General features: G+C 62.7%; 15 protein-coding genes and 1 pseudogene. 7 read left to right on the top strand and 9 right to left on the bottom strand.

The annotated features are described in order from the left end of the window. Positions 1-15 precede the first annotated feature (15 nt). From NUH19_RS06145 to NUH19_RS06155, 3 genes are all read left to right on the top strand, one after another. Entirely contained in the window at positions 16-1,287 is a 1,272-nt protein-coding gene (locus NUH19_RS06145; RefSeq protein WP_262315674.1) for a glucose-6-phosphate isomerase, read from the top strand. Positions 1,288-1,368: 81 nt separating this feature from the next. Further along, entirely contained in the window at positions 1,369-2,727 is a 1,359-nt protein-coding gene (locus NUH19_RS06150) for an aldehyde dehydrogenase family protein (RefSeq protein WP_262315675.1), read from the top strand. Between the two features lie 213 nt (positions 2,728-2,940). Then, positions 2,941-4,458, top strand: coding sequence for an AMP-binding protein (locus tag NUH19_RS06155; protein ID WP_262315676.1), 1,518 nt, complete (start codon positions 2,941-2,943; stop codon positions 4,456-4,458). Between the two features lie 308 nt (positions 4,459-4,766). Here NUH19_RS06155 and NUH19_RS06160 read toward each other — a convergent pair whose 3' ends face one another. The 5 genes from NUH19_RS06160 to NUH19_RS06180 all read right to left on the bottom strand — a co-directional run bounded on the left by NUH19_RS06160 (position 4,767) and on the right by NUH19_RS06180 (position 10,133). Then, positions 4,767-5,726 (bottom strand): aliphatic sulfonate ABC transporter substrate-binding protein, encoded by a 960-nt coding sequence (locus NUH19_RS06160; RefSeq protein WP_262315677.1) that lies wholly within the window; start codon positions 5,724-5,726, stop codon positions 4,767-4,769. After that, positions 5,723-7,246, bottom strand: coding sequence for an AMP-binding protein (locus NUH19_RS06165; RefSeq protein ID WP_262315678.1), 1,524 nt, complete (start codon positions 7,244-7,246; stop codon positions 5,723-5,725). The genes NUH19_RS06160 and NUH19_RS06165 overlap by 4 nt, the downstream gene beginning before the upstream one ends. Continuing rightward, positions 7,243-8,454 (bottom strand): acyltransferase, encoded by a 1,212-nt coding sequence (locus NUH19_RS06170; RefSeq protein ID WP_262315679.1) that lies wholly within the window; start codon positions 8,452-8,454, stop codon positions 7,243-7,245. Before NUH19_RS06170 ends, NUH19_RS06165 begins: the two co-directional genes overlap by 4 nt. A gap of 159 nt (positions 8,455-8,613) precedes the next feature. After that, the gene (locus NUH19_RS06175; protein WP_262315680.1) at positions 8,614-9,327 is read right to left on the bottom strand and encodes an ABC transporter ATP-binding protein; all 714 of its coding nucleotides are present in this window, start codon (positions 9,325-9,327) and stop codon (positions 8,614-8,616) included. Further along, positions 9,324-10,133, bottom strand: a complete 810-nt coding sequence (locus tag NUH19_RS06180) for an ABC transporter permease subunit (protein WP_262315681.1) — start codon at positions 10,131-10,133, stop codon at positions 9,324-9,326. Before NUH19_RS06180 ends, NUH19_RS06175 begins: the two co-directional genes overlap by 4 nt. 387 nt (positions 10,134-10,520) lie before the next feature. On the opposite strand from NUH19_RS06180, the gene NUH19_RS06185 reads away from it, so the two are divergent. Then, on the top strand, positions 10,521-11,084 hold the full coding sequence (locus tag NUH19_RS06185; protein WP_262315682.1) for a sigma-70 family RNA polymerase sigma factor: 564 nt from the start codon (positions 10,521-10,523) through the stop codon (positions 11,082-11,084). A gap of 181 nt (positions 11,085-11,265) precedes the next feature. On the opposite strand, the gene NUH19_RS06190 is transcribed toward NUH19_RS06185, so the two are convergent. The 4 genes and pseudogenes from NUH19_RS06190 to NUH19_RS06205 all read right to left on the bottom strand — a co-directional run bounded on the left by NUH19_RS06190 (position 11,266) and on the right by NUH19_RS06205 (position 15,708). Then, positions 11,266-12,243, bottom strand: a complete 978-nt coding sequence (locus NUH19_RS06190; RefSeq protein ID WP_262315683.1) for a polyprenyl synthetase family protein — start codon at positions 12,241-12,243, stop codon at positions 11,266-11,268. Then, positions 12,197-12,806 (bottom strand): annotated as a pseudogene (locus NUH19_RS06195) (Gx transporter family protein). Before NUH19_RS06195 ends, NUH19_RS06190 begins: the two are co-directional and overlap by 47 nt. Next, positions 12,803-13,228: a NusG domain II-containing protein gene (locus NUH19_RS06200; RefSeq protein WP_262315685.1), complete on the bottom strand. Its 426-nt coding sequence runs from the start codon at positions 13,226-13,228 to the stop codon at positions 12,803-12,805. The pseudogene NUH19_RS06195 and the gene NUH19_RS06200 overlap by 4 nt, the downstream one beginning before the upstream one ends. A gap of 581 nt (positions 13,229-13,809) precedes the next feature. After that, positions 13,810-15,708, bottom strand: coding sequence for an NAD(P)/FAD-dependent oxidoreductase (locus NUH19_RS06205; RefSeq protein WP_262315686.1), 1,899 nt, complete (start codon positions 15,706-15,708; stop codon positions 13,810-13,812). Positions 15,709-16,004: 296 nt separating this feature from the next. On the opposite strand from NUH19_RS06205, the gene pplA reads away from it, so the two are divergent. From pplA to NUH19_RS06220, 3 genes are all read left to right on the top strand, one after another. After that, a complete protein-coding gene (pplA, locus tag NUH19_RS06210) occupies positions 16,005-16,943 on the top strand; it encodes an extracellular electron transfer flavoprotein PplA (protein ID WP_262315687.1) in 939 nt (312 codons plus the stop codon). 121 nt (positions 16,944-17,064) lie between these two features. Then, positions 17,065-18,156: an FAD:protein FMN transferase gene (locus NUH19_RS06215; protein ID WP_262315688.1), complete on the top strand. Its 1,092-nt coding sequence runs from the start codon at positions 17,065-17,067 to the stop codon at positions 18,154-18,156. Positions 18,157-18,516: 360 nt separating this feature from the next. Further along, positions 18,517-19,464 (top strand): 1,4-dihydroxy-2-naphthoate polyprenyltransferase, encoded by a 948-nt coding sequence (locus NUH19_RS06220; protein WP_262315689.1) that lies wholly within the window; start codon positions 18,517-18,519, stop codon positions 19,462-19,464. The last annotated feature ends 1 nt before the right edge of the window (position 19,465 follow it).

A 19,465-nucleotide genomic window follows, 5' to 3' on the forward strand; every position in this document is an offset into this window, starting at 1 on the left:
AAGGAGGCAACAAGCATGATTGAAATTGAGACTCAGACCACTGCCACACTTGCACCAGAGGCGCTGGCGGCGTATCGCCGCGACCACGTGGCGGTGCTGCAGCGGTTGTTGGCGACCAAGCCGGCCGGCGACAGCCACGAGGCCGACCTCGGCTGGCTGACCGCCGACAAGTGGGCGCCCCCGGCTAGGCTTTCGGCCCTGACCAAGCTGGCCAAGCAAGTCCAGCGGCAGTCGCAGGTGCTGGTGGTGGTCGGCGTCGGCGGCTCCAACCAGGCGGCCCGAGCGGCGATCGCGGCCCTGCAGCCGGACCCGGCGCCGTGTGAAATCGTCTACGCCGGCGTTAACCTGTCGGCGGCCTACTACCAGCGGCTCTTGGCCAGCCTGGCCGACCGCGACGTCACCATCGACGTGATTGCCAAGAACTTCCAGACCCTGGAGCCCGGCATCGGCTTTCGCGTGTTCAAGCCCTTCCTGGTCGCCAAGTACGGCGAGGACTACGCGTCGCACCTGATCGTCACCGGGACGCCCGGGTCGGCCTTTGAACAGCTGGCCACGGCGGCGGGCTACCCCTTCCTGACCTTCCCTGAGGACATCGGCGGCCGCTTCTCGGCGTTGTCGGCTGTCGGGTTGTTCCCGATGGCGGTGGCCGGGATCGACATCGCGGCGCTGGTCGAAGGCGCCAAGGCCGAACGCGCGGCGCTGGTGGCCGACGACTCGGTCCAAAACCCCGCCTACGCCTACGCGAGTCTGCGCCAGTTTTGGCGACTGGCCGGCGGGGGCGTCGAGGTGCTAGCGCATTTTGAGCCGCAGCTCGATTACTTCGGGCGCTGGTGGACCCAGTTGTTCGCCGAAAGCGAGGGCAAAAACAACTCGGGCCTCTATCCGGTGGCGCTGAGCTATTCGGAGGACCTGCACTCGCTGGGGCAGTACGTCCAGCAGGGCCAGCGGTTTTTGGCCGAGACCTTCCTGAAGGTGGCCACCCCCGTGGGGGACCTGACGCTTCAGCCAAGCGGCGTGGCCGATGGCTTCGACTACCTGGACGGGCTGGACCTCGCGGCGGTCAACCGCGTGGCCGAAGCGGCGACCATTCAAGCCCATCAGGACTGCGGGGTGCCGGTGACGGTGCTGACGCTGCCGGGAATCGATGCGGCGAGCTTCGGCGCGTTGTTTTACTTTTTCGAATTCGCGGTGTTCATCTCCGCCACGCTGCAAGGGGTCAATCCCTTCGACCAGCCCGGCGTCGAGGCCTACAAGGCGCTGATGTTCGCCGGGCTGCACCGCCCCTGAGCGACCACGGCTGGGCCACGTCACGGTCCTACAAGACTGATTTACGCGCTACTACTCCTCACACAGAAAGAAGTTTGTCCGATGGCATACACCGTCATTGATCCATACACCCAACAGCAGCTGGCGACTTACCCGGTCGCCACCGACGAGCAGATTGAAGCGACGCTGCAACGCGCCGCGGCCTGGAACGGTGATCCCGCCGCCCGGCCCCAACGCGCCCAAAAGCTGGCGGCCTTGGCCGCGGTTTTTGAGGCCCACCGCACGGAGCTGGCGCAGGTCGCCACGGCCAACATGGGCAAGCTGCACCGCGAGGCCCTGGGCGAGGTCCAAGGCAGCATCGGCGTGATCAACTACTACGCCGCGCATGGCATCGAGTACCTGCAGCCGCAGCTGCGCCAGTACCAGGGTCAGCGCCTGGCGAGCATCAGCTACGGGCCCAGCGGGGTGGTGATGGCTATCGAGCCTTGGAACTTCCCTTACACCCAGGTGATGCGGGTGTTCGCGCCGAACTACATGGTCGGCAACCCCGTGATTTTAAAGCACGCCCCCGGGGTGGCCCAATGCGCCGAGCTGCTGGTGCGGCTGGTGCAAGAGGCCGGCATCGCCCCCGGGGCCTTTCAAAACCTGTTTCTCACCAACGACCAGGCCGCGGCGGTAATCGCAGACCCCCGGGTGCAAGGCGTCGCGCTGACCGGCTCGGTACGAGCCGGGCGGCAGGTGGCCGCAGAGGCCGGCGCCGCCTTGACCAAGGTGACGCTGGAGCTTGGCGGCAACGACGCGTTCGTGGTGCTGGACGACGCCGACGTTGCCGCGGCCGCAGACGCCGCGGTCGGGTCGCGGCTGCGCAACGCCGGGCAGGTCTGCGTGTCGGCCAAGCGCTTCATCGTCACCCAGGGGGTGGCCGCGGCCTTCACCCAGGCGATCAGCGAGCGCTTTGAAAACCAGGTGCTGGGCGACCCCAATGACCCGGCGACGACGCTGGCGCCGTTGGCCTCCCGCACCGCTTCCCAAAGGCTGCAGACCCAGGTGGATGCGGCGCTGAGCCACGGGGCCCGGGCCCTGGTACAAGGCGGCACCGTGGCCGGCCCCGGCAACTTTTTCAAGCCGGTGCTTTTGACCGACATCGCGCCGGACAATCCGGTGTTTGACGCCGAGCTGTTCGGGCCGGTGGGACAGCTGCACGTCGTCGCCTCGGATGCGGAGGCCATCGCTTTGGCCAACGACTCGCAGTACGGGCTGGCCGGCACAGTGTTCGGCGAGCCGACCCACGCCGCCGCGGTGGCGGCCCGGTTGGACACGGCGCAGGTGTTCGTGAACCAGCAGGCCGTCGCCCAACCGGAGCTGCCCTTCGGCGGGGTGAAAAACTCGGGCTTCGGCCGCGAAATGAGCGAGCAGGCGCTGCACGAATTCGCTGCCACCAAGGTGATCGCGCTGGGCTGACGCCCACCGAAGCGGCGAGTGGCCCGACCTCGCGGTACCCGGGCGGCCTGGGCCGCAGCCTCACCGCGACACCGGTTAGTGACCCGACCTCGCGGTACTCGGGCGGCCTGGGCCGCTGCCTCACCGCGACACCGGTTAGCGGTCCAGTCGCCCCTCAGCACCGGCGGCTTGTCCCGCCGGTTTCGCTTCAACACACGAAAGGATTGACGTAACATGACGGAACTCACAACGATACTGGATCAACAGCTGGCCGCAAACCCGACGCGCCGGATTATCAAGGACGAGGGGCTGGGAACCTGGTTTTCCGGCGCCGACCTGGCCGAAGACGTCGCGACGCTGCAGCAGGCCTTTGCCGCCCTGGGCCTCGGCCACGGTTCGCAGGTGCTGGTGTGTCTGCCCAACGCCGCCGTTTTCCCGGTAATCAACCAGGCGGCCTGGCACCGCGGCATCATCGTTCACCCGATCTCGCCCAGCACCCCGGTCGCCGAGCTGGAGGCCGACTGGCGGCAGCACGGCTACCCGGTGATGCTGGTGACGCCGACGTTGGCCGCGGCCTGGTCGCTTGGGGGCTTCACCCAAAGCGAGCTGAGCCTGAACACCTTCGCTCGGATCGCGGTGCTGGCCCAAGCCGCCCGACCGGCCGCGGCGGTGACGCCGGTGGCGGATGACGACCTCGCGTTGATTTTGAACACCTCCGGCACCACCGGCAAGCCCAAGCGCGTCGGGCTGACCCACGCGATGCTTTTGAACGCGGCGCGGTACGATGCCGCAAGCAACGAGATGACCGACCAGGACGTCGCGATGATTACCATGCCGATGTTTCACATCAACGCCCAGGTGATGTCGACGCTGTCTAGCCGCATCGCCAACGCGCGGATTGTGGTGACGCCGCGGTTTTCCGCCTCGCGCTTTTGGGACCAGGTCGCCGACAACGGCGTGACCTGGGTCTCGGTGGTGCCGACCATCGTGTCCTTCCTGCTGCTCAACGAGCAGGCCAATGCCGCCTACCAAAGGCTGCAGGACCGTATCCACCTGCGCTACGTTCGCTCCAGTTCCTTCGCCTTGCCGGAGGAGCGGCTGCGTGAGTTCCAGGACCGCTTCGACACGCTGATTCTGGAGGGCTACGGCATGACCGAGGCCGCCAGCCAATGCACCATCAACCCCTTCACCGCCCCGAAAATCGGCTCGGCCGGCAAGCCTTACGGCACCGAAGTTCGCATTGTCGGCACGGACGGGCAACGCACGACGGCGGCCGGGGTGATGGGGGAGATCACCATTCGCGGCGACCACGTGATCACCCGCTACATGGATCCCAACCCCGACTCGTTTCAGGACGGCTGGTTTTTGACCGGTGACCTCGGCTACTTCGACGAAGACGGCTACCTGTTCGTGAAGGGCCGCAAAAAGGAGATCATCTCCCGCGGCGGCGAAAAGGTCGCCCCGGCGGCGGTCGAAAACGTGCTCAACGAGCTGGACTTCATCGAGCAGCTGGCCGTGATCGGGATGCCGGACGACCTCTACGGCGAGGCCGTCTGCGCCGTGGTCGTCAGCACCACCCCCGGGGTCAACGAAGACGCGCAACGCGCCGCCATTTTCGCCTACGCCAAGACCCACCTGGCCAAGTTCGAGTCGCCGACCGAGGTTCGCTTCGTTCGCGAATTCCCGCGCAACATCACCGGCAAGGTGCTGCGGCCGGCGCTTCAGGCGCAGCTGCTGGCCGCGACGGTCTAAGCCGGCGCCCCCGCTAATCACAATCGGGCCACCGCGCGTCTGCGGTGGCTTTTTGCCGTGCTTGGGCCCCCGCACCGCGACTGCCGGTGGCCTGCCACCGGCGCAGGACACGGTGGCGGTCGCAACCCGCGACCCGCAACCCGCGACCCGCAACCCGCAACCCGCAACCCGCAACCCGCAACCCGCAACCCGCAACCCGCAACCCGCAACCCGCAACCCGCAACTGTCGCGGCTGCGCCAGACCACACCAAAACAGGCCGGCCCCGCCTCCACAATGGAGAACGGGGCCGGCCTGTTGGCGTGGCGCGTCACTTCAGCAGCGCGTCTGACACCTTGATTTTCTTTTCGATCAGCCCTTGCTCGTAGAACACGTCGGCAATTTTTTGCTGCTCGGCCACGATGCTCGTGGTCATCTTGCCCATCGAGAAGTGGCGCCGGTCGATCATGCGCTTGACGATGGTCTTGGACAGGTGCAGGGTCTTGGCCAGCATCGTGATCAGCTTGTCGTGGTTGGCGTTGGCCCACTTCATGTCGGAGGCCAGGTACGAGACCAGAAGGCTGGAGACCTCGGTGTGTTTCTTGGCGTACTTGCGGGTGGAGACGAAGAAGTCGCGGTCCTTGGCCAGGCCGCTCGCGTCGATCAGGATCTTGGCGCCTTGCTCGACCTCGGCGGTTTCGGTGTATGGCGGCCAGGTCACCCAGGCGTCGACGTTACCCTTGGCGAAAGCGACTGAGGCGGCGCTTTGGTCCATGTTGACCAAGGTCGCGTCGTTGACGGTCAGGTTGGCCGAGCCCAGCGCCTGGACCATCATGAACTGGGCCGTGGTGCCCTTGGCGTAGGCGATGCGCTTGCCCTTGAGGTCGGCCATCGACTTGATTTTCGAGTTCTTCTTGACCAGCACCGCGGTGCCCTTGACCTTGGAGCCGCCGGCCGCGATGTAAACCAGATCCAGTCCGGCGGCCTGGTTGACCACCGGCGGGGTGTCGCCGAGCCGGGCGTAGTCGATGTTGCCGGACTTCAGCGCCGTCATCAGGGCCGCGCCGTCTTGGAACTCCTTGAAAACGACCTTGTAGCCCTTGTCCTTCATCTTCTTGGCCAGCTCACCGTGCTGCCGGGCGATGTCGACGGGGTCGGCCTTTTGGTAACCGATCACGACGCGGGTCAGGTTGGTTTTGGCGGCGTCGGTTTGGGTGTAGCCGTAAGCGGCGACGGCCAGCCACGCGGCTAGCGCGATCAGCAGGCCGATTACTTTGGTTTTATGCTTCATGCGTGAACTCCTAGAATCTGGTCGCGCAGTTGCGGCCGAAGGACTTTCCCGGTCGCGTTACGTGGGAAGTCTTGGACGAAAACAACTTGGGTCGGGGCCTCGAACTTGGCGAGGTGGCTGCGGCCAAAAGCCAGCAGCGTTTCGCGTTGCTGGTCCTCGTCGACCCCTGGGGTGCGGCTGACGACGACGGCACAGACGGCCTCGCCGTACAGCTCGTCCGGAACGCCGATCACGGCCAGCTGGGCGATGAACGGCAGCACATCCAGGACGTTTTCGACCGCCGCCGGGGCGACCTTCTCGCCGCCGCGGGAGATGATGTCCTTGGTGCGGCCCCGCACGAACAGGTAGCCGTCCTCATCGAAGTAGCCGAGGTCGCCGGTCAAAAACCAGCCGTCCTTGAAGGAATCGGGGTGCGGATCTAGGTAGCTGGTGATCACGTGGTCACCCTTGGCCACGATTTCGCCCAGCTGGTTGGCCGCCGTGGTCACCGTGCCATCCGCCAGGCGAATCGCCATGGTGGTGCCGACGGGCTTGCCGGCCGAGCCGATTTTCGGGGCGTCGTAGGGGTTGATCGTGCATTGGCTGGCCGACTCGGTCATGCCGTAGCCCTCAAGCACCCGGGTGTGGTAGCGTTGCTCGAAGCCTTGCAGCTTGTCTTCCGGCAGCGAGAAGCTCGAGCACCGCACGTATTCCAGGTGAATGGCCTGGGCGCGTTCGGCGTAGGCGGCGTTGGCCTTGTCGTTGAGCAGCAAGATCATGATCATGGTCGGCACCACCGTGGTCCAGGTGACGCCGTTGTCGGCGACTTGGGTCCAAAAGCGGCTGGCCGAGAACTTCTGCGCGATCACCAGCTGGCAGTTGGCGACCCGGCTGGCCAGCATCGCCATCACCTGACCGTTGATGTGAAAAAGCGGCATGGAGATCATGGCGACGGTGGTTTCGCTCATCCGGTTGCTGGCGGCGTTGTGCTTGGCGGCGTTGAAGATGATGCGGTGCGACAACCCGACGCGCTTGGGCTTGCCGGTGGTGCCGGAGGTGTGCATAATCAGCGCGATGTCGTCTTCGGTCGGGGTACTTTGGTCGGCCGCTTGACGCCCGGCGGTCAGCGTTGGGTCGAAGGCTAGGTGCAACGTGCCGCCGGCCAGCTGCACGGTGGCTTGCGAAAAGTCGCTCGGCAGCGCGGCGGCGAGGGCTGCGGTCAGGATCATCGCGTGGTAGTGGTGCTCGGCGTGATCGGCCAGCAGTTCCGAGGCCGGGGTGCTTGGCGACAGCGGGTGAACCGCAATCCCCAAAGACCAGGCGGCTTGGTCGATTGGCCAGAAGGTCGCGCTGTTTTCCAGGCAGACCACAAGCCGGTCGTGGCGGCCAATCAGGTGATTGGTCAGGGCCGAGGCCAAGGCGTCGGCGTCTTGCTGCAGCGTGGCGCCGGTGAACCAGCGATCCTGGGTCAGGTCCTTGACGAGCTGGCGGTCCGGCTGGGTCGCCAGCTGTTTGCGCAGGTAATCATTAAGCGCAGTCATGCGAGTTTAGCTCCCTTTCGATTTTTCTTCAAAACGTGCCACTGGGGCCGGCCAATCAGCAGGCCGAACGGCGGCACCTTGTAACAGAACCAGGCGATGGCAAAGGAGATGCCAAGCACCAGCGCATAGCCCAGCGGAATCAGGGCGAACAGCGTCCAGTCCGAGACGTGAACGTAGGTCAAGAGTTTCTCAAGCACCAGCAGGCCGATGGTCTGATCCAGGTAGATGCCAAAAGAGACCTTGGCGCCGTTGCGAATGAACGCGTCGAACCACTTCGGCATGCCGTGGTCGCGCCATTTGGCGTAGGCCTTGCCGATGGCAAACACGGTGACGATCATCAGCGCGTCATACACCAGCATGTAAGGCTGGTGCGGCGACACGGCGGCGCTGTGGGTGAAGTCCAGGTGCTTGATGTTCCAGAAGTAGTACGGCACGGTGCCGACGCCCAGCACCAAGGTCGTGCCGACAATCAGGCGCAGGTGCTTTTGCACGAACTGGTAAAAGGCCTGGTAGTGCAGCGAGACGTAGGTGCCGAAGATGAAGTAGAACTGGTAGGTGAAGACGTTGACGCCGTAAGCGCGGAACCACCACAGCCAGTTGGTGCGATCGACGTGCGGCAGCCCGTACTTGATGCCAAACATCAAAAGCATCTGCACGGCGAAGCTGGTGACCAGAATCGCCAGGTGGTGCTTGTTGAGCTTCTTGAACAGCAGGACCATGAACGGGAAGCACAGGTACAGCTGCAGGGTGACCAGGATGTAGTACAGGTAGAACTGGTCGCCGTGAATGATCGAGCTCCAGAAGGTCTTGCCGAAGCTCGACCACGCGAAGCCCTTCAGCGCCAACGCGCAAGACAGGACCAGCAGGCCGAAGTTCCACAGCAGGTAGGGCCAGCCGGAACCCGCGAAGCGCTTTTTGAAAAAGGTCGGCCAGTCGTTGCGGTTGTAGTAGTTCAAAGTCAGCACCAGGCCGGTCATGAACATGAAACCCATCCGCGTGAAGTGGATGAATAAGTGCAGCGAGTGCAGGGTGACGAACGGGGTCCCCTGCGAGTCGGCCATGGTCTGGGCGAATGCGGTGGTGGTGTGGTTGAGCAGCACCCCAAAGATGAAGAAGACCCGCATCAGGTCGACTTCGTGCAGGTACTTGCGCTTCTTCTTCTTGGGCAGGGTAGTGGTCGGTGCAGTAACGATAATCAGGACCTCCAAAACTGGTGTGACGCGAGATGTCGCGGGGATGTTGGGTGGTGCTTGGTTGCCTTATTGGCGCTGCGGCCCCCGGGGCGAGTCGTGGCCCGGGGGAAAGCCAGGGCAAAACCCGCGCGGCTTTGCCCCTTACACGGACGACGAGGCGCAATACGGAGGCGGCTAGACCCGCGCGGCTTCGTCCTCTGGCGCTAGGATCACCTTCAGCACCTCATCGGCTACCTTGGCGACCGCTTCGGCGTCCTTGCCCTTGGCGCCTTTGGCCTCGTAGACGTTGGTGCCGGACTTGACGACGATCACGCGGTCGGCCATGCGGGCGGCCTCGTCGACGTCGTGGGTGATCAGCAAGGTGGTCAGGTGCGACCGGTCGCAGATCTCGGTGATGAACTGCTGCATGTTGCGGCGGGTCAAGGCGTCCAAGGCGCCGAGCGGCTCGTCCAGCAAAAGCAGCTGGGGATCGGCCATCATCGCCCGAGCCAGGGCCAGGCGCTGCTTTTGGCCGCCGGAGAGCTGGCTGGGGTAGGCGTCGGCGAAGGCCGCAAGATCCACGGCCTCGAGCGCGGCCTGGGCCTTGGCCTGCTGGGCCTTGTCGTGGCTGGCAAAGGAGATGTTTTCAAGCGTGGTCATCCAGGGCAGGAGTCGGTCGTTTTGAAACATCACGCGGGTCACAAGGTTCGGGTCGGCGTAGGTGATGGAACCGGCGGTCGGCTGCTCGAGCTGCGCGATCAGGCGCAAAATCGTGCTTTTGCCGCCGCCGCTCATGCCGACCAAGGCGATGAACTGGCCGCGTTCAAGCGCAAACGACACGTCGTGCAGCGCCGCGGTGGCGCCGTACTGCTTGCCGATGCCATTGAGGGTCACTAATGCTTCGCTCATTGGGTGCGTCCTTTCTTCTGCCACTCCAGGCACAGACTTTCGAGCGCCTTGGCAATGATGTCGGACAGCTTGCCCAAAAGCGCGTAGATGACGATGCACAGGAGCACGGTGTCCATGTTCATGAATTCCTGGGCGTTGGTGGCCATGTAGCCGATGCCCGAGTTGGAGGAAATGGTTTCGGCCACAATCAGCGTGGTCCACATCACCCCGAGGGCGTAGCGAACGCCGACTAGGATGGTCGGTAAGGCCCCGGGGAAAATGATTTTGGTCAAAAGCGCCCGTTTGGACAGGCCGTAAGCCTTGCCCATCTCGAGCAACTCCGGATCGACGCTGGTGATGCCGTGGTAGGTGTTGATGTAGATGGGGAACATCACGCCGACGGAGACCAAAGAGATCTTGGCGGTCTCACCGATGCCAAGCAAGATGATCACCAAGGGGATTAAGGATAAGTGCGGAATGTTGCGCAGCATCTGAATGGTGGTGTCAAAAAGCCCCCGCATCACCTTGGACAGCCCGTTGGCCAGCCCGAGGACGAAGCCCAGGCTGCCACCGATGGCAAAGCCGGCGGTGGCGCGGAAGAGGGAAATGCTGATGTTTCTTGGTAACTCACCGGTCTGCGTCAAGGCGATGCCGTCTTGCACGACGGACCACGGTGAGGGAAGCAGGTTGCTGTTGAGCCAGCCTGCGTTAACGGCGACTTGCCACGTGCCGATCAAGAGCACGGGAATCAGCCAAGGTAGCAGACGATGCCAGCTGGCACCGTGTGGCCTCGGCTGGTTGGCGGCAAGTTCAGTCGCGTTGTCCATATTGCTCATCTCCAATTACGTATAATGGCCCATTATACCCTTAAATTTTGATTAAAATGTGAACAAATGCGGTCTAAAGACCGATTGCAAGAAAAAAAGAAGCGCCGCCACAACGCGTTTTCAAGAGGGCGCTTTCATTCGGCGAATGATAGCGATTTCACAGATTCAAGGGCAACGGGTGTTCGCTAGCCAAAGCGCTGGTCACCGCGTTATCCTGACCCCACGCCGCCAATGGGTTCGGCATCCGGTGCGGCGGCGCGGCGACCGGTCGCGGGATTCGGTCGGACAGGTGAGGAGGCCGCGGGGAGGGGCGAAGGCGCGGCCGAACGAAGGACGATGGGACGCCGTGGCCGCGAGGCGGTCACGCCGTCTTGGAGGTGAACCGCAATGAACGAAGCCGAGCTGGCACAGATTCATCGCGCTCAGGACGACTCCGAGGACTTCGAGACACTGTTCAACCAGTACCGACCGCTGGTGTATGGCCAGCTCAAGCGCTACAACCTGCGTGATTTTGACCGCGACGATTGGCTGCAGGAGGCGCGCATCGCGATGTACAAGGCGGTGCAGCACTTCAACGGGCGGCGCGGTTCGCAGTTTGGCCCTTACTACCAGTTGGTGTTGCACTCGCACTTCAACTCCCTGCTGCGGCGGCAGCTGGCCCTGAAGCGCCAAAGCGATGCGCAGGCCATTCCGGTCTGGGAGGTCGGCGAGCGGCGGGTCGACCAACGCCAAGACGCCGCGGCCGTCGAGGCGGATTATCTGATGTACCTCGAGGCCTACCGCTTTTGGAACAGCCTGTCGCCGCGGGAGCTTGCGGCGCTGGCGGCCAGCGTCGTCGCGGAACCCGAGTCGCTTGAGGTGATTGAGGCGACCGCGCGACACGACCGCCGGGCCATGGAGCGGGTTCACAAGAAGCTGGTGCAGCACCTGCAGGACCTGCACCGCGAGTGATCAACGCGAAGGCAGATGAAAGGCCCCATGCCGGTGGCATGGGGCCTTGGTGTGATTGTTGGGTGGCCACGCGGCGCCGCCGACACCGACGTGCTGGCACGTCGCGATTGGCGCCGAAAGACCGGCGCGTCGTGGGGCGAAGCGCCGCGGGTCCCCCCCGCAGCCTAGTTGGCCCGGCCCGTCAGCTCTTGCGGTTCAACAGCTGGGTGGTCAGGCGAATCAGGGTGGTCCGGGCCGGCTGATCCGGCAGCTTGGCCAGGCCGGCCAAGGCGCGTTGGGTGTAGTCGGCGGCCAGCGCCTGGGCCGAGGCGACGCCGTTGTGCGTGGCGACCAAGGCGACGACGGCAGCGAGATCGGCGTCCGTGGCGGCGCCCTCCTTGGTCAGGTAAGGGGCGAAGGCCGCCGGGTCCTGGCGCATGGCCAGAATCAGCGGGGCCGAGTAGACGCCTTGGCGGATGTCTTCATGCACTGGCTTGCCCATGGTCTCGGCCGTTGAGGTGTAATCGAGGATGTCGTCGAGTAGCTGGAAGGCGATGCCGATGTCCATGCCGATTTTCTCGCAGGTCTTGGCGAAGCGCAGCGTGTTGTCGCTTTCGTAGGCACCGATGAAGGCGGCGAGGGCGAAGAGCTGGCCGGTTTTGCCCGAGACCTGGTTGAGGTAGTCGTCGATGGTGATCGCCTGGTTGTAGCGCCGGGCCATCTGCGACAGCTCGCCGTTGAGCAGCCGCTCCATGGAGGCGCCGTCCTGCTGCACGGAACGCAGGTCGGACGCCCAATGCGCGATCAACTTGAAGCAGACCACGAACAGGTAGTCGCCGGCGTAAACCGCGACATCCGGCCCGAACTGGGCGGCGATCGTGGGTAACCCCCGCCGCGTCGGCGACTTGTCGATGATGTCGTCGTGAACCAGCGTGGCGGTGTGAAGCGACTCGACGGCCGCGGCCAGCGCAATCATTTTCTTGCGGTCAACCGGCTTGAACTGGGAAAAAAGCAGGCAGTAGGCCGGCCTTAGGAGCTTGCCGCCGGCGTTGATCATGCTCAGTAAGGCGGTCGCCACCGGCTGGTTCTGCGGTTGAATCTGGCTCTCGATCAGATCGAGGGTGGCCGTGAGCTCAGGCGCTAAGGTGGGGTAAGCTGCCCACATGGGATGGATCTTCATTGTGCTCTCCTTCGTCTGTGCCGCGCGGAATCAAAGCGCAGGCGGCGCAGCGTGTCGATGTGTTCGAATAAAAAGTTGGCGGCGATGCCGACCGCGATGCCGGCCAGGATGCCCATGAACGACAAAATTGGCAGGTACAGCATCACGGTCCAGCTTTGGGCAATCCAGCTGGCGACCACCAGCTGGCCGACGTTGTGCAGGATGCCGCCGGCGGCGCTGATGCCGATCATCGAGATGCGCTTTTCCCCCAGCAGGCTCAGTGCAAGCATGCCCAGCCAGCTGAGCAAGGCGCCGGCCCCGCTGTACATGAACGTCGAAAGCGTCCCGCCGAGCAGCGTGGTCAACAGCAGGCGCAAAATCAACAGCAGGAAGCTGTCGGAAACGGACATCGTGTACAGCGAAACAATGGTGATCAGGTTCGCCAGCCCCAGCTTGGCGCCGGGGGCGAAGGCGAAGGGGAAAGGAATCATGCGCTCCAGCAGGCCGATGACCACCCCCTGGGCGCAAAGTAACGCGATGAAAATCATCTGCCGGGTGCGGTCGGGACGGTAGGGTTTGGTCATTGGGTCACCATCCCTCCCGTCTGCTCGCCGGTGCTGGACTTGATCTCAATCAGCAGCTTGTGCGGCAGACACACAATGGTTTCGCCTGGCTGCGAGATCTGACCTTTGCGAACGCAGACTTGATCCGAACAGTTGGCGTCGGTGATGGCAATGCGACTGCCGGTGGTCACGATTTCGTTGTAGTCGTGGCCGTCGCTGTAGCGAAACTTGCTGGTGCCGGTGTGACCGGTCAGGCGGATGCGGTAGACTTCCTTGCCGTCGTGCGACACCACCGCGGTCAGCACCCGCGGCTGACCGCCGCGCTGGGCGTTGCTCGCCGCCTCGTGCCGCGCGAACAACACGTAAGGCAGGAAGGAAAGAAGCATCAGCGCGACGACGATGATCACATCGAGCGGCTTGATCATATGAAGGTACTTGCGCATGATAACTCCTTTCAGAGGGCGGAGCCGAGGGCTTAGTCGGGCGGCCAGCGTAGGGCTGGGACTTGAAGCGGTCCTTGCTTCAAATCCCGGGCCTAGCTGGCCGCACCGGCGATGCTCGGTGAAGCCCGTTTATGAGAGTGCGGAGGGCCGCGGGTTTAGTCGAACGGGTAGCCTAGCGCCGGACGTTGGGGCGAACTGTGCCCCGATGGCCGGTGCGTAGCTAGCCGTTTCGACGTTGCGGTGTGAAGCCCGTTTAGTCAGAGGGCGGAGCCGAGCGTTTAGCCGGTCGCTGGGACTGCCGCGGCCTCCGGGTTTCGGGCCGCTACATGGCAGAAGTTAGGTCACGGTGCGGATAGCGGTTCGCGACCGCAGAAGGTGACCAGAAGCGACAATCATCACTTGTCGGTCGCGCTTGAGGAAAGACTTTGTGGGGCGAGAAATTGGGTGGGTCACCGTCTTGATCGATAGTCGGAAGCTGGAATCGACCCGGTCCGCAATTTCATCCACGACCATGGCCAAGGCCACCAAACAAAAAGGTCCTGGGGCCAGTTTACCCCAGAACCCTAAGCCGGACAACGACGCTACTTGACCACGTCGGTGCCGTACAACGCTTTTGGCGTCTTGTACCACCACTTGCCGAAGGTCTTTTGCAGGTAAGGGACCACCCACTTGTCGAGGCCGAATGCCCGGCCGGAACCGTTCATCACGGCGATGGACATCGGGATCATCCAGATGTTGACCCAGTAGAACATGCCACTCAGGCAGAAAATGACGGTGAACATGGCCGACATGCCACCGGCGGCCCAGGTGAAGAGGCCGGCGATCAGCGCCAGGCCGATCAGGATTTCGACCACGGTCATGGTCTTTTGCATGAAGAAGGCGACGTCTTGGTTCGGAATCATGGCCTTGGTGATGTTGTACATCCACTTCGGCATCTTTTCAAAGACCATCATCGGGTCCTTGCCGTACTGGTAGGACAGGGAGAACACGGCCTTGGTCGCCGCGGTTGCCGTGTCGGCGGCACCGCTTGCCGCGCTGGTGGCGTCGGCGCCGGCGGCACTGGCGCCGCTAGTCGCGGCCGGCTGCAGCCAGTCGAACGGCAGGCGCAGCTTGTCGATGAACCAGGATTCCTTGCCGGACACCTTGCCGGCACAGTCGACCAGCCACATCGCGCCTAAGAAAATTCGGGCGGGAACGGCCCACAGCACGTTGCCTTGGCGGGAAATGTGGCCGTGCATGATGTTGCGGTCGGTGCGGGTGCGGAAGAACTCGTGCATCAGGTACTGGAAGAAGTAGTAGCCCGAGAAGTTCTGCAGGAAGTACAGCATGTTGACCAGGTGCTTCATCAGCATCGCGAAGAAGCCGGAAAGGTGCAGCCAGCCCATGATGTTGGCCACGCCGTACTGCGAGCCCAGGCTGACCATGAAGCCGGAGTACGACGCCTTGTAAGGAATCGTCGCCGGTTGGCCCTCGATTTTGGCCTCGATGTTCTTCAGCGCGGTCCCGGCGCTGGCCTCGGCGCCTTGCACGATCTGAGGCTCGCCGCGGTCGGAGTGACCGTCGAAGAAGGACACGTCGCCGACCACGTAGATGTCTGGGTCGTCCTTGGACGCCATGGTCTCATCGACCACGATGCGGCCACCGCGGCCCTGGGTCAGGCCGAACTGTGCAGCCTGATCCGTCGCCTTGACGCCGGCCGTCCAGATCAGGGTGGCCGTCGGGTAGGTCGAGCCGTCCTTGAGGTCGACGTGGTCCTCGTGAACGCCGACGACGCCGGTGTTCTTCATGATCTTGACGCCGCGCTTGACCAGGTAGCGCTCGGCCTTGTCGGCATCCGAGCGGTCCAGCATGTTCATGATCGTCGGCGCCATTTCCATCAGGGTGAAGGTCAGCTCTTCGGGGTTCAGCTTGTTCTTTTTGGCCAAGGCATCGCGCCAGTCGCGCAGCTCGCCGATGGTTTCGGTGCCGGTGAAGCCGGAGCCGACCACCACCAGAGACAGCAGGGCGCGGCGCTTTTCGGGATCGTGCTCGACGGCACCGGCGCGAACGACCTCTTCGATGTGCTGCTTGAGGTCAACCGCGTGCTCCCAGGAGCCCAGCGTGAAGCCGTGTTCCTTGACGCCCGGGGTGCCAAAATCATTGGGCTCGGAGCCGATGCCCAGCATCACGTAGTCGTAAGGGTAGGCGCCGTGCTTGGTCTTGACGAGCTTCTTGTCCCGGTCGATGTTGGTGACGGTGTCCGTGACCAGCTTCACGTTCTTCTGCCGGAAGAACAGCCGCTGCAGGTCGTACTGAATCGCCTCGGGGTCGACGCGGTCGGCGGCGACTTCGTGAAGCTCGGTCATATAGGTAAAGTATGAATGCTTGTCGATCAGGGTGATGGAGACGTCCTGATTGCGCTTGAAATGTTTGGCTAACCGCTTCGTGGCGTATACGCCCGCGAAACCGGCGCCGACGATCACGATATTTTTTTGCGCCATGGTAACACTCCTTAATGTGAATAATGCCAGTTGACTGGCTGATTGCAACACCGATTATACAGTTAGAACACAGGTCTTGTCCATCTCTTCACGAATTCTCGGGGCGATTTGTTGAATCCGGACGCAATGCCGATGCGACGGGCCTTGATCCGCCTTGGTAAGCGCCGCCAAAAAAATGAGAAAGCGCTGATAAAGGCCGACTTCTTGTTGCATTTTGCACAAGTTCTGATTACACTTGTTTTGTGTGAAATGTAACACAAAGTTTTCCAAATAGATAGCTAAAGGGGTTTTTGGATATGAAACTGGCAAAGGCTTTAACGAGTGTCTCCCTGGTCGCAGTGGCGGCGTTGACGCTTGCGGCGTGTGGTAACGCCAACGATTCGAAAGATTCTAGCAGCAGCAAGACCTCCAGCTCCAAGGTCGCCAAGAAGTCCTCGTCCTCCGAAAAGAAGGAAGAGACTACAGAAGCGAAGCAGACGGCCGGCGGTGCTTTGAAGGACGGCACCTACAAGCTGGAAGAGCTCGCCTTCAGCCACGGCTACAAGGTGGAGATGTCCATGACGGTTGCCGATGGCAAGGTCTCGGACACCAGCTACGACTACGTGGACAAGGATGGCAAGTCCAAGCAAGACGACAAGGACTACGAATCCAGCATGAAGGCCAAGAGCGGCACCGGCCCGAAGGAATACATTCCGGAGCTGAACGACTCCTTCAAGAAGAACGGCAGCAACGTCGGCGCCATCGACGTGGTTTCCGGGGCGACGGAATCCAGCCAAAGCTTCAAGAACTACGCGGCTCAGCTGGTTCAGGCGGCTCAGGCCGGCAATACCGATACCATTCAGATCCACAACGGCGATAAGATGAAGGACGGCACCTACACGCTCGAAGAGAAGAACTACTCGCACAACTACCGCGTGGTCTTCTCCATCACCGTGGCCGGCGGCAAGATCACCAAGAGTGCCTACGACAACGTCGACAAGGACGGCAAGTCTAAGACCAAGGATGCCGCTTACGAAAAGAGCATGAAGAAGGTCAACGGCGTCGGCCCTGCCGAATACACCAAGAAGTTGAACGACGAGCTGGTTAAGGCCCAAAACCCGGCCGAAGTCGATGCTGTGTCCGGTGCGACGAGCTCCTCCAACAGCTTCGTGCTTTACGCTGAACAGCTGATCAACGCGGCTCAGGCCGGCAACACCGCCAAGATTGAAGTCGACAACATCGTTTTCGCTGAATAAGCGTCAGCTTCTGCAAGTTCTGGAGTCGAGAGGATGCTCTCGGCTCTTTTTTATTCAACTTGGCGGCCAGCCTGCGACCCGCTATACTGAATGCATGCACGCAACTCAAAGGAGATTCAATATGAAGAAATGGTTGATTGGCTGCGCCTTGGGGCTGGCGCTGGTGGCGACCCTGGCCGGCTGCAAACCCAAAGACGCGACCCCCAAAAGCAGCGCAAGCTCATCGCAAGCAGCGGCGCTTTTGAACACGCCGTACGAGGACACCCGCTTTTTGATGGGGACCGTGGTCACGCTGCGCATCTACGACCAGGGCAAAAGCAAGGTGATGACCAAGGCCTTCGACCGCATCGAGGCGCTGGCCGACGCCATCACCGTCAACCAGAAGGGCTCGCAGGTCGACGCAATCAACGCGGCAGCCGGTGAGAAGGCGGTGAAGGTCGACCCCGATGTGTTCAACCTGGTCAAGTACGCGAAGAATTGGTCGGAGAAGTCTAACGGCTCCTTCGACCTGGCCATCGGTCCGATCACGTCGCTGTGGCACATCGGCTTCAACGACGCGCGGAAGCCGGCCCAGTCGGAAATCGACGCGGTGTTGCCGCTGGTGCATTACCAAGACGTTGAGCTCAACGCCGCTAAGCGAACGGTTTACCTGAAGAAAAAAGGCATGAAGATCGACCTCGGCGGCATCGCCAAGGGCTACATCACGGACCTTGCGACCGCCACCATGAAGGCCAACGGCGTCACCACCGCGATTCTCGACCTCGGCGGCAACATCTACGTGCTGGGGCACAGCCCCAAGGCGCCGGGCAAGGATTGGACCATCGGCATCCAAGACCCGAAGAAGACCCGGGGGACGTCGATCGGCACCCTGCCGGCCAGCAACCAGACCATCGTCACCAGCGGCATCTACGAGCGGTACCTCAAGGTCGACGGTAAGATCTACATGCACCTGATGAATCCCAAGACGGGCTACCCCTTCGATAACAACTTGATGGGCGTGTCGATCATCACCAAAAAAAGCGTGAACGGCGATGCCTTATCCACCGCCACCTTCGACAAGGGCCTACGCGGCGGCCTGGCCTTCATCGAGAAGCAAAAGGACGCGGAGGCCATCTTCATCACCAAGGACAAAAAGGTCTACATCTCAAGCGGCCTGAAAAACAAGTTCAAGCTGCTCAAGAACTCGGGCTACACCATGGCGACGCTGAAGTAGAGGGTGGCGCCGAGCGCTTAGCCGGCCGGCAAGCGTCGGGCAGGACGTTGGGCCCGGGCTTGGCCCGGCGTTCTGCGCGAGCTGGACGCGGCGGCGATGCGCGTTGGCGCCCGTTTAGCCGGCCGGCAAGCGTCGGGTAGGACGTTGGGCCCGGGCTTGGCCCGGCGGTCTGCGCGAGCTGGACGCGTCGGCGATGCTTGGTGGAACCCGTTTTGTAGCCGGCAGAAACGCGCCCGTTTAGCCGGCCGGCAAGCGTCGGGCAGGACGTTGGGCCCGGGCTTGGCCCGGCGTTCTGACTGAGCTGGACGCCTTGCCGGTGCAATGGTTGGGGCATTGATATAGAAGAAAGACGGGGAAGACATGACACTTTCGGTATTTTTGGAGCTGGTCGAGCTGCGAACCAAGCTGGCGTCGGTGCTGCCATTCGTGGTCGGCACCCTGTTCGGCTATGTCTACTTCGGTGAGCTCAACTTGGTCAACACCGGCCTGTTCTTCTGTGCGATGCTGCTGTTTGACATGACCACCACCGCCATCGACAACCTGGTGCATTTTAAAAAGGCCAAGGACCCGACCTACGCCGCGACGGTCAACGTGATCGGTCGGGCTCACCTGGACCCGCGGCGGGTGCTGGCGCTGATCGCCGCGATGCTTGCGGCGGCCACGGTGCTGGGGCTGATTCTGGTGTGGCGAACCGATTGGCTGCTTTTGGTCATCGGCATGCTGTGCTTTGGCGTCGGCATTTTCTACACCTTCGGGCCGCTGCCTTTGGCGCAGCTGCCCTTGGGTGAGGTGTTCTCCGGCGTGACCATGGGGTTGGGCATCCCGTTCATCGCCGTATACGTCAACGCCGGTCCGGGCAAGCTGCTGGGGCTTGAGCTGGCGTGGCCGACGCTGACGCTGCAAGGCGACTTCATCTCGCTGATCGCGCTGGGGCTGATCTGCGTGACGCCGATGGCCACCATCGCCAACATTATGCTGGCCAACAACCTGTCCGATCTGCAAGAGGACTTGGCCAACCACCGCACGACGCTGCCGATGTACCTCGGTGAGGCCAAGGCGCTGGGCCTGTGGCAGGGGTTGACCTACGCCGGGTACTTCGCGCTGGTCGCCGCCGTGTTCTTCGGGGCGGTGTCTTGGCCGGCCTTGGCCGCGGTACTGACGGTGCCGCTGGCGGCGCGAAACGCCAGGCGCTTTGCCGCTAAGCCGGACAAGCGCAAGACCTTTCCGCTGGCGATTGCCAACCTAGTGATTGAAAACGGTGGGTTGGCCGCCGGTCTGGCGCTGAGTCTTTTGGTGAAGGTGGGGTGAG

This window comes from Lacticaseibacillus parakribbianus (assembly GCF_025490915.1).
Taxonomy (GTDB): Bacteria; Bacillota; Bacilli; order Lactobacillales; family Lactobacillaceae; genus Lacticaseibacillus; species Lacticaseibacillus parakribbianus.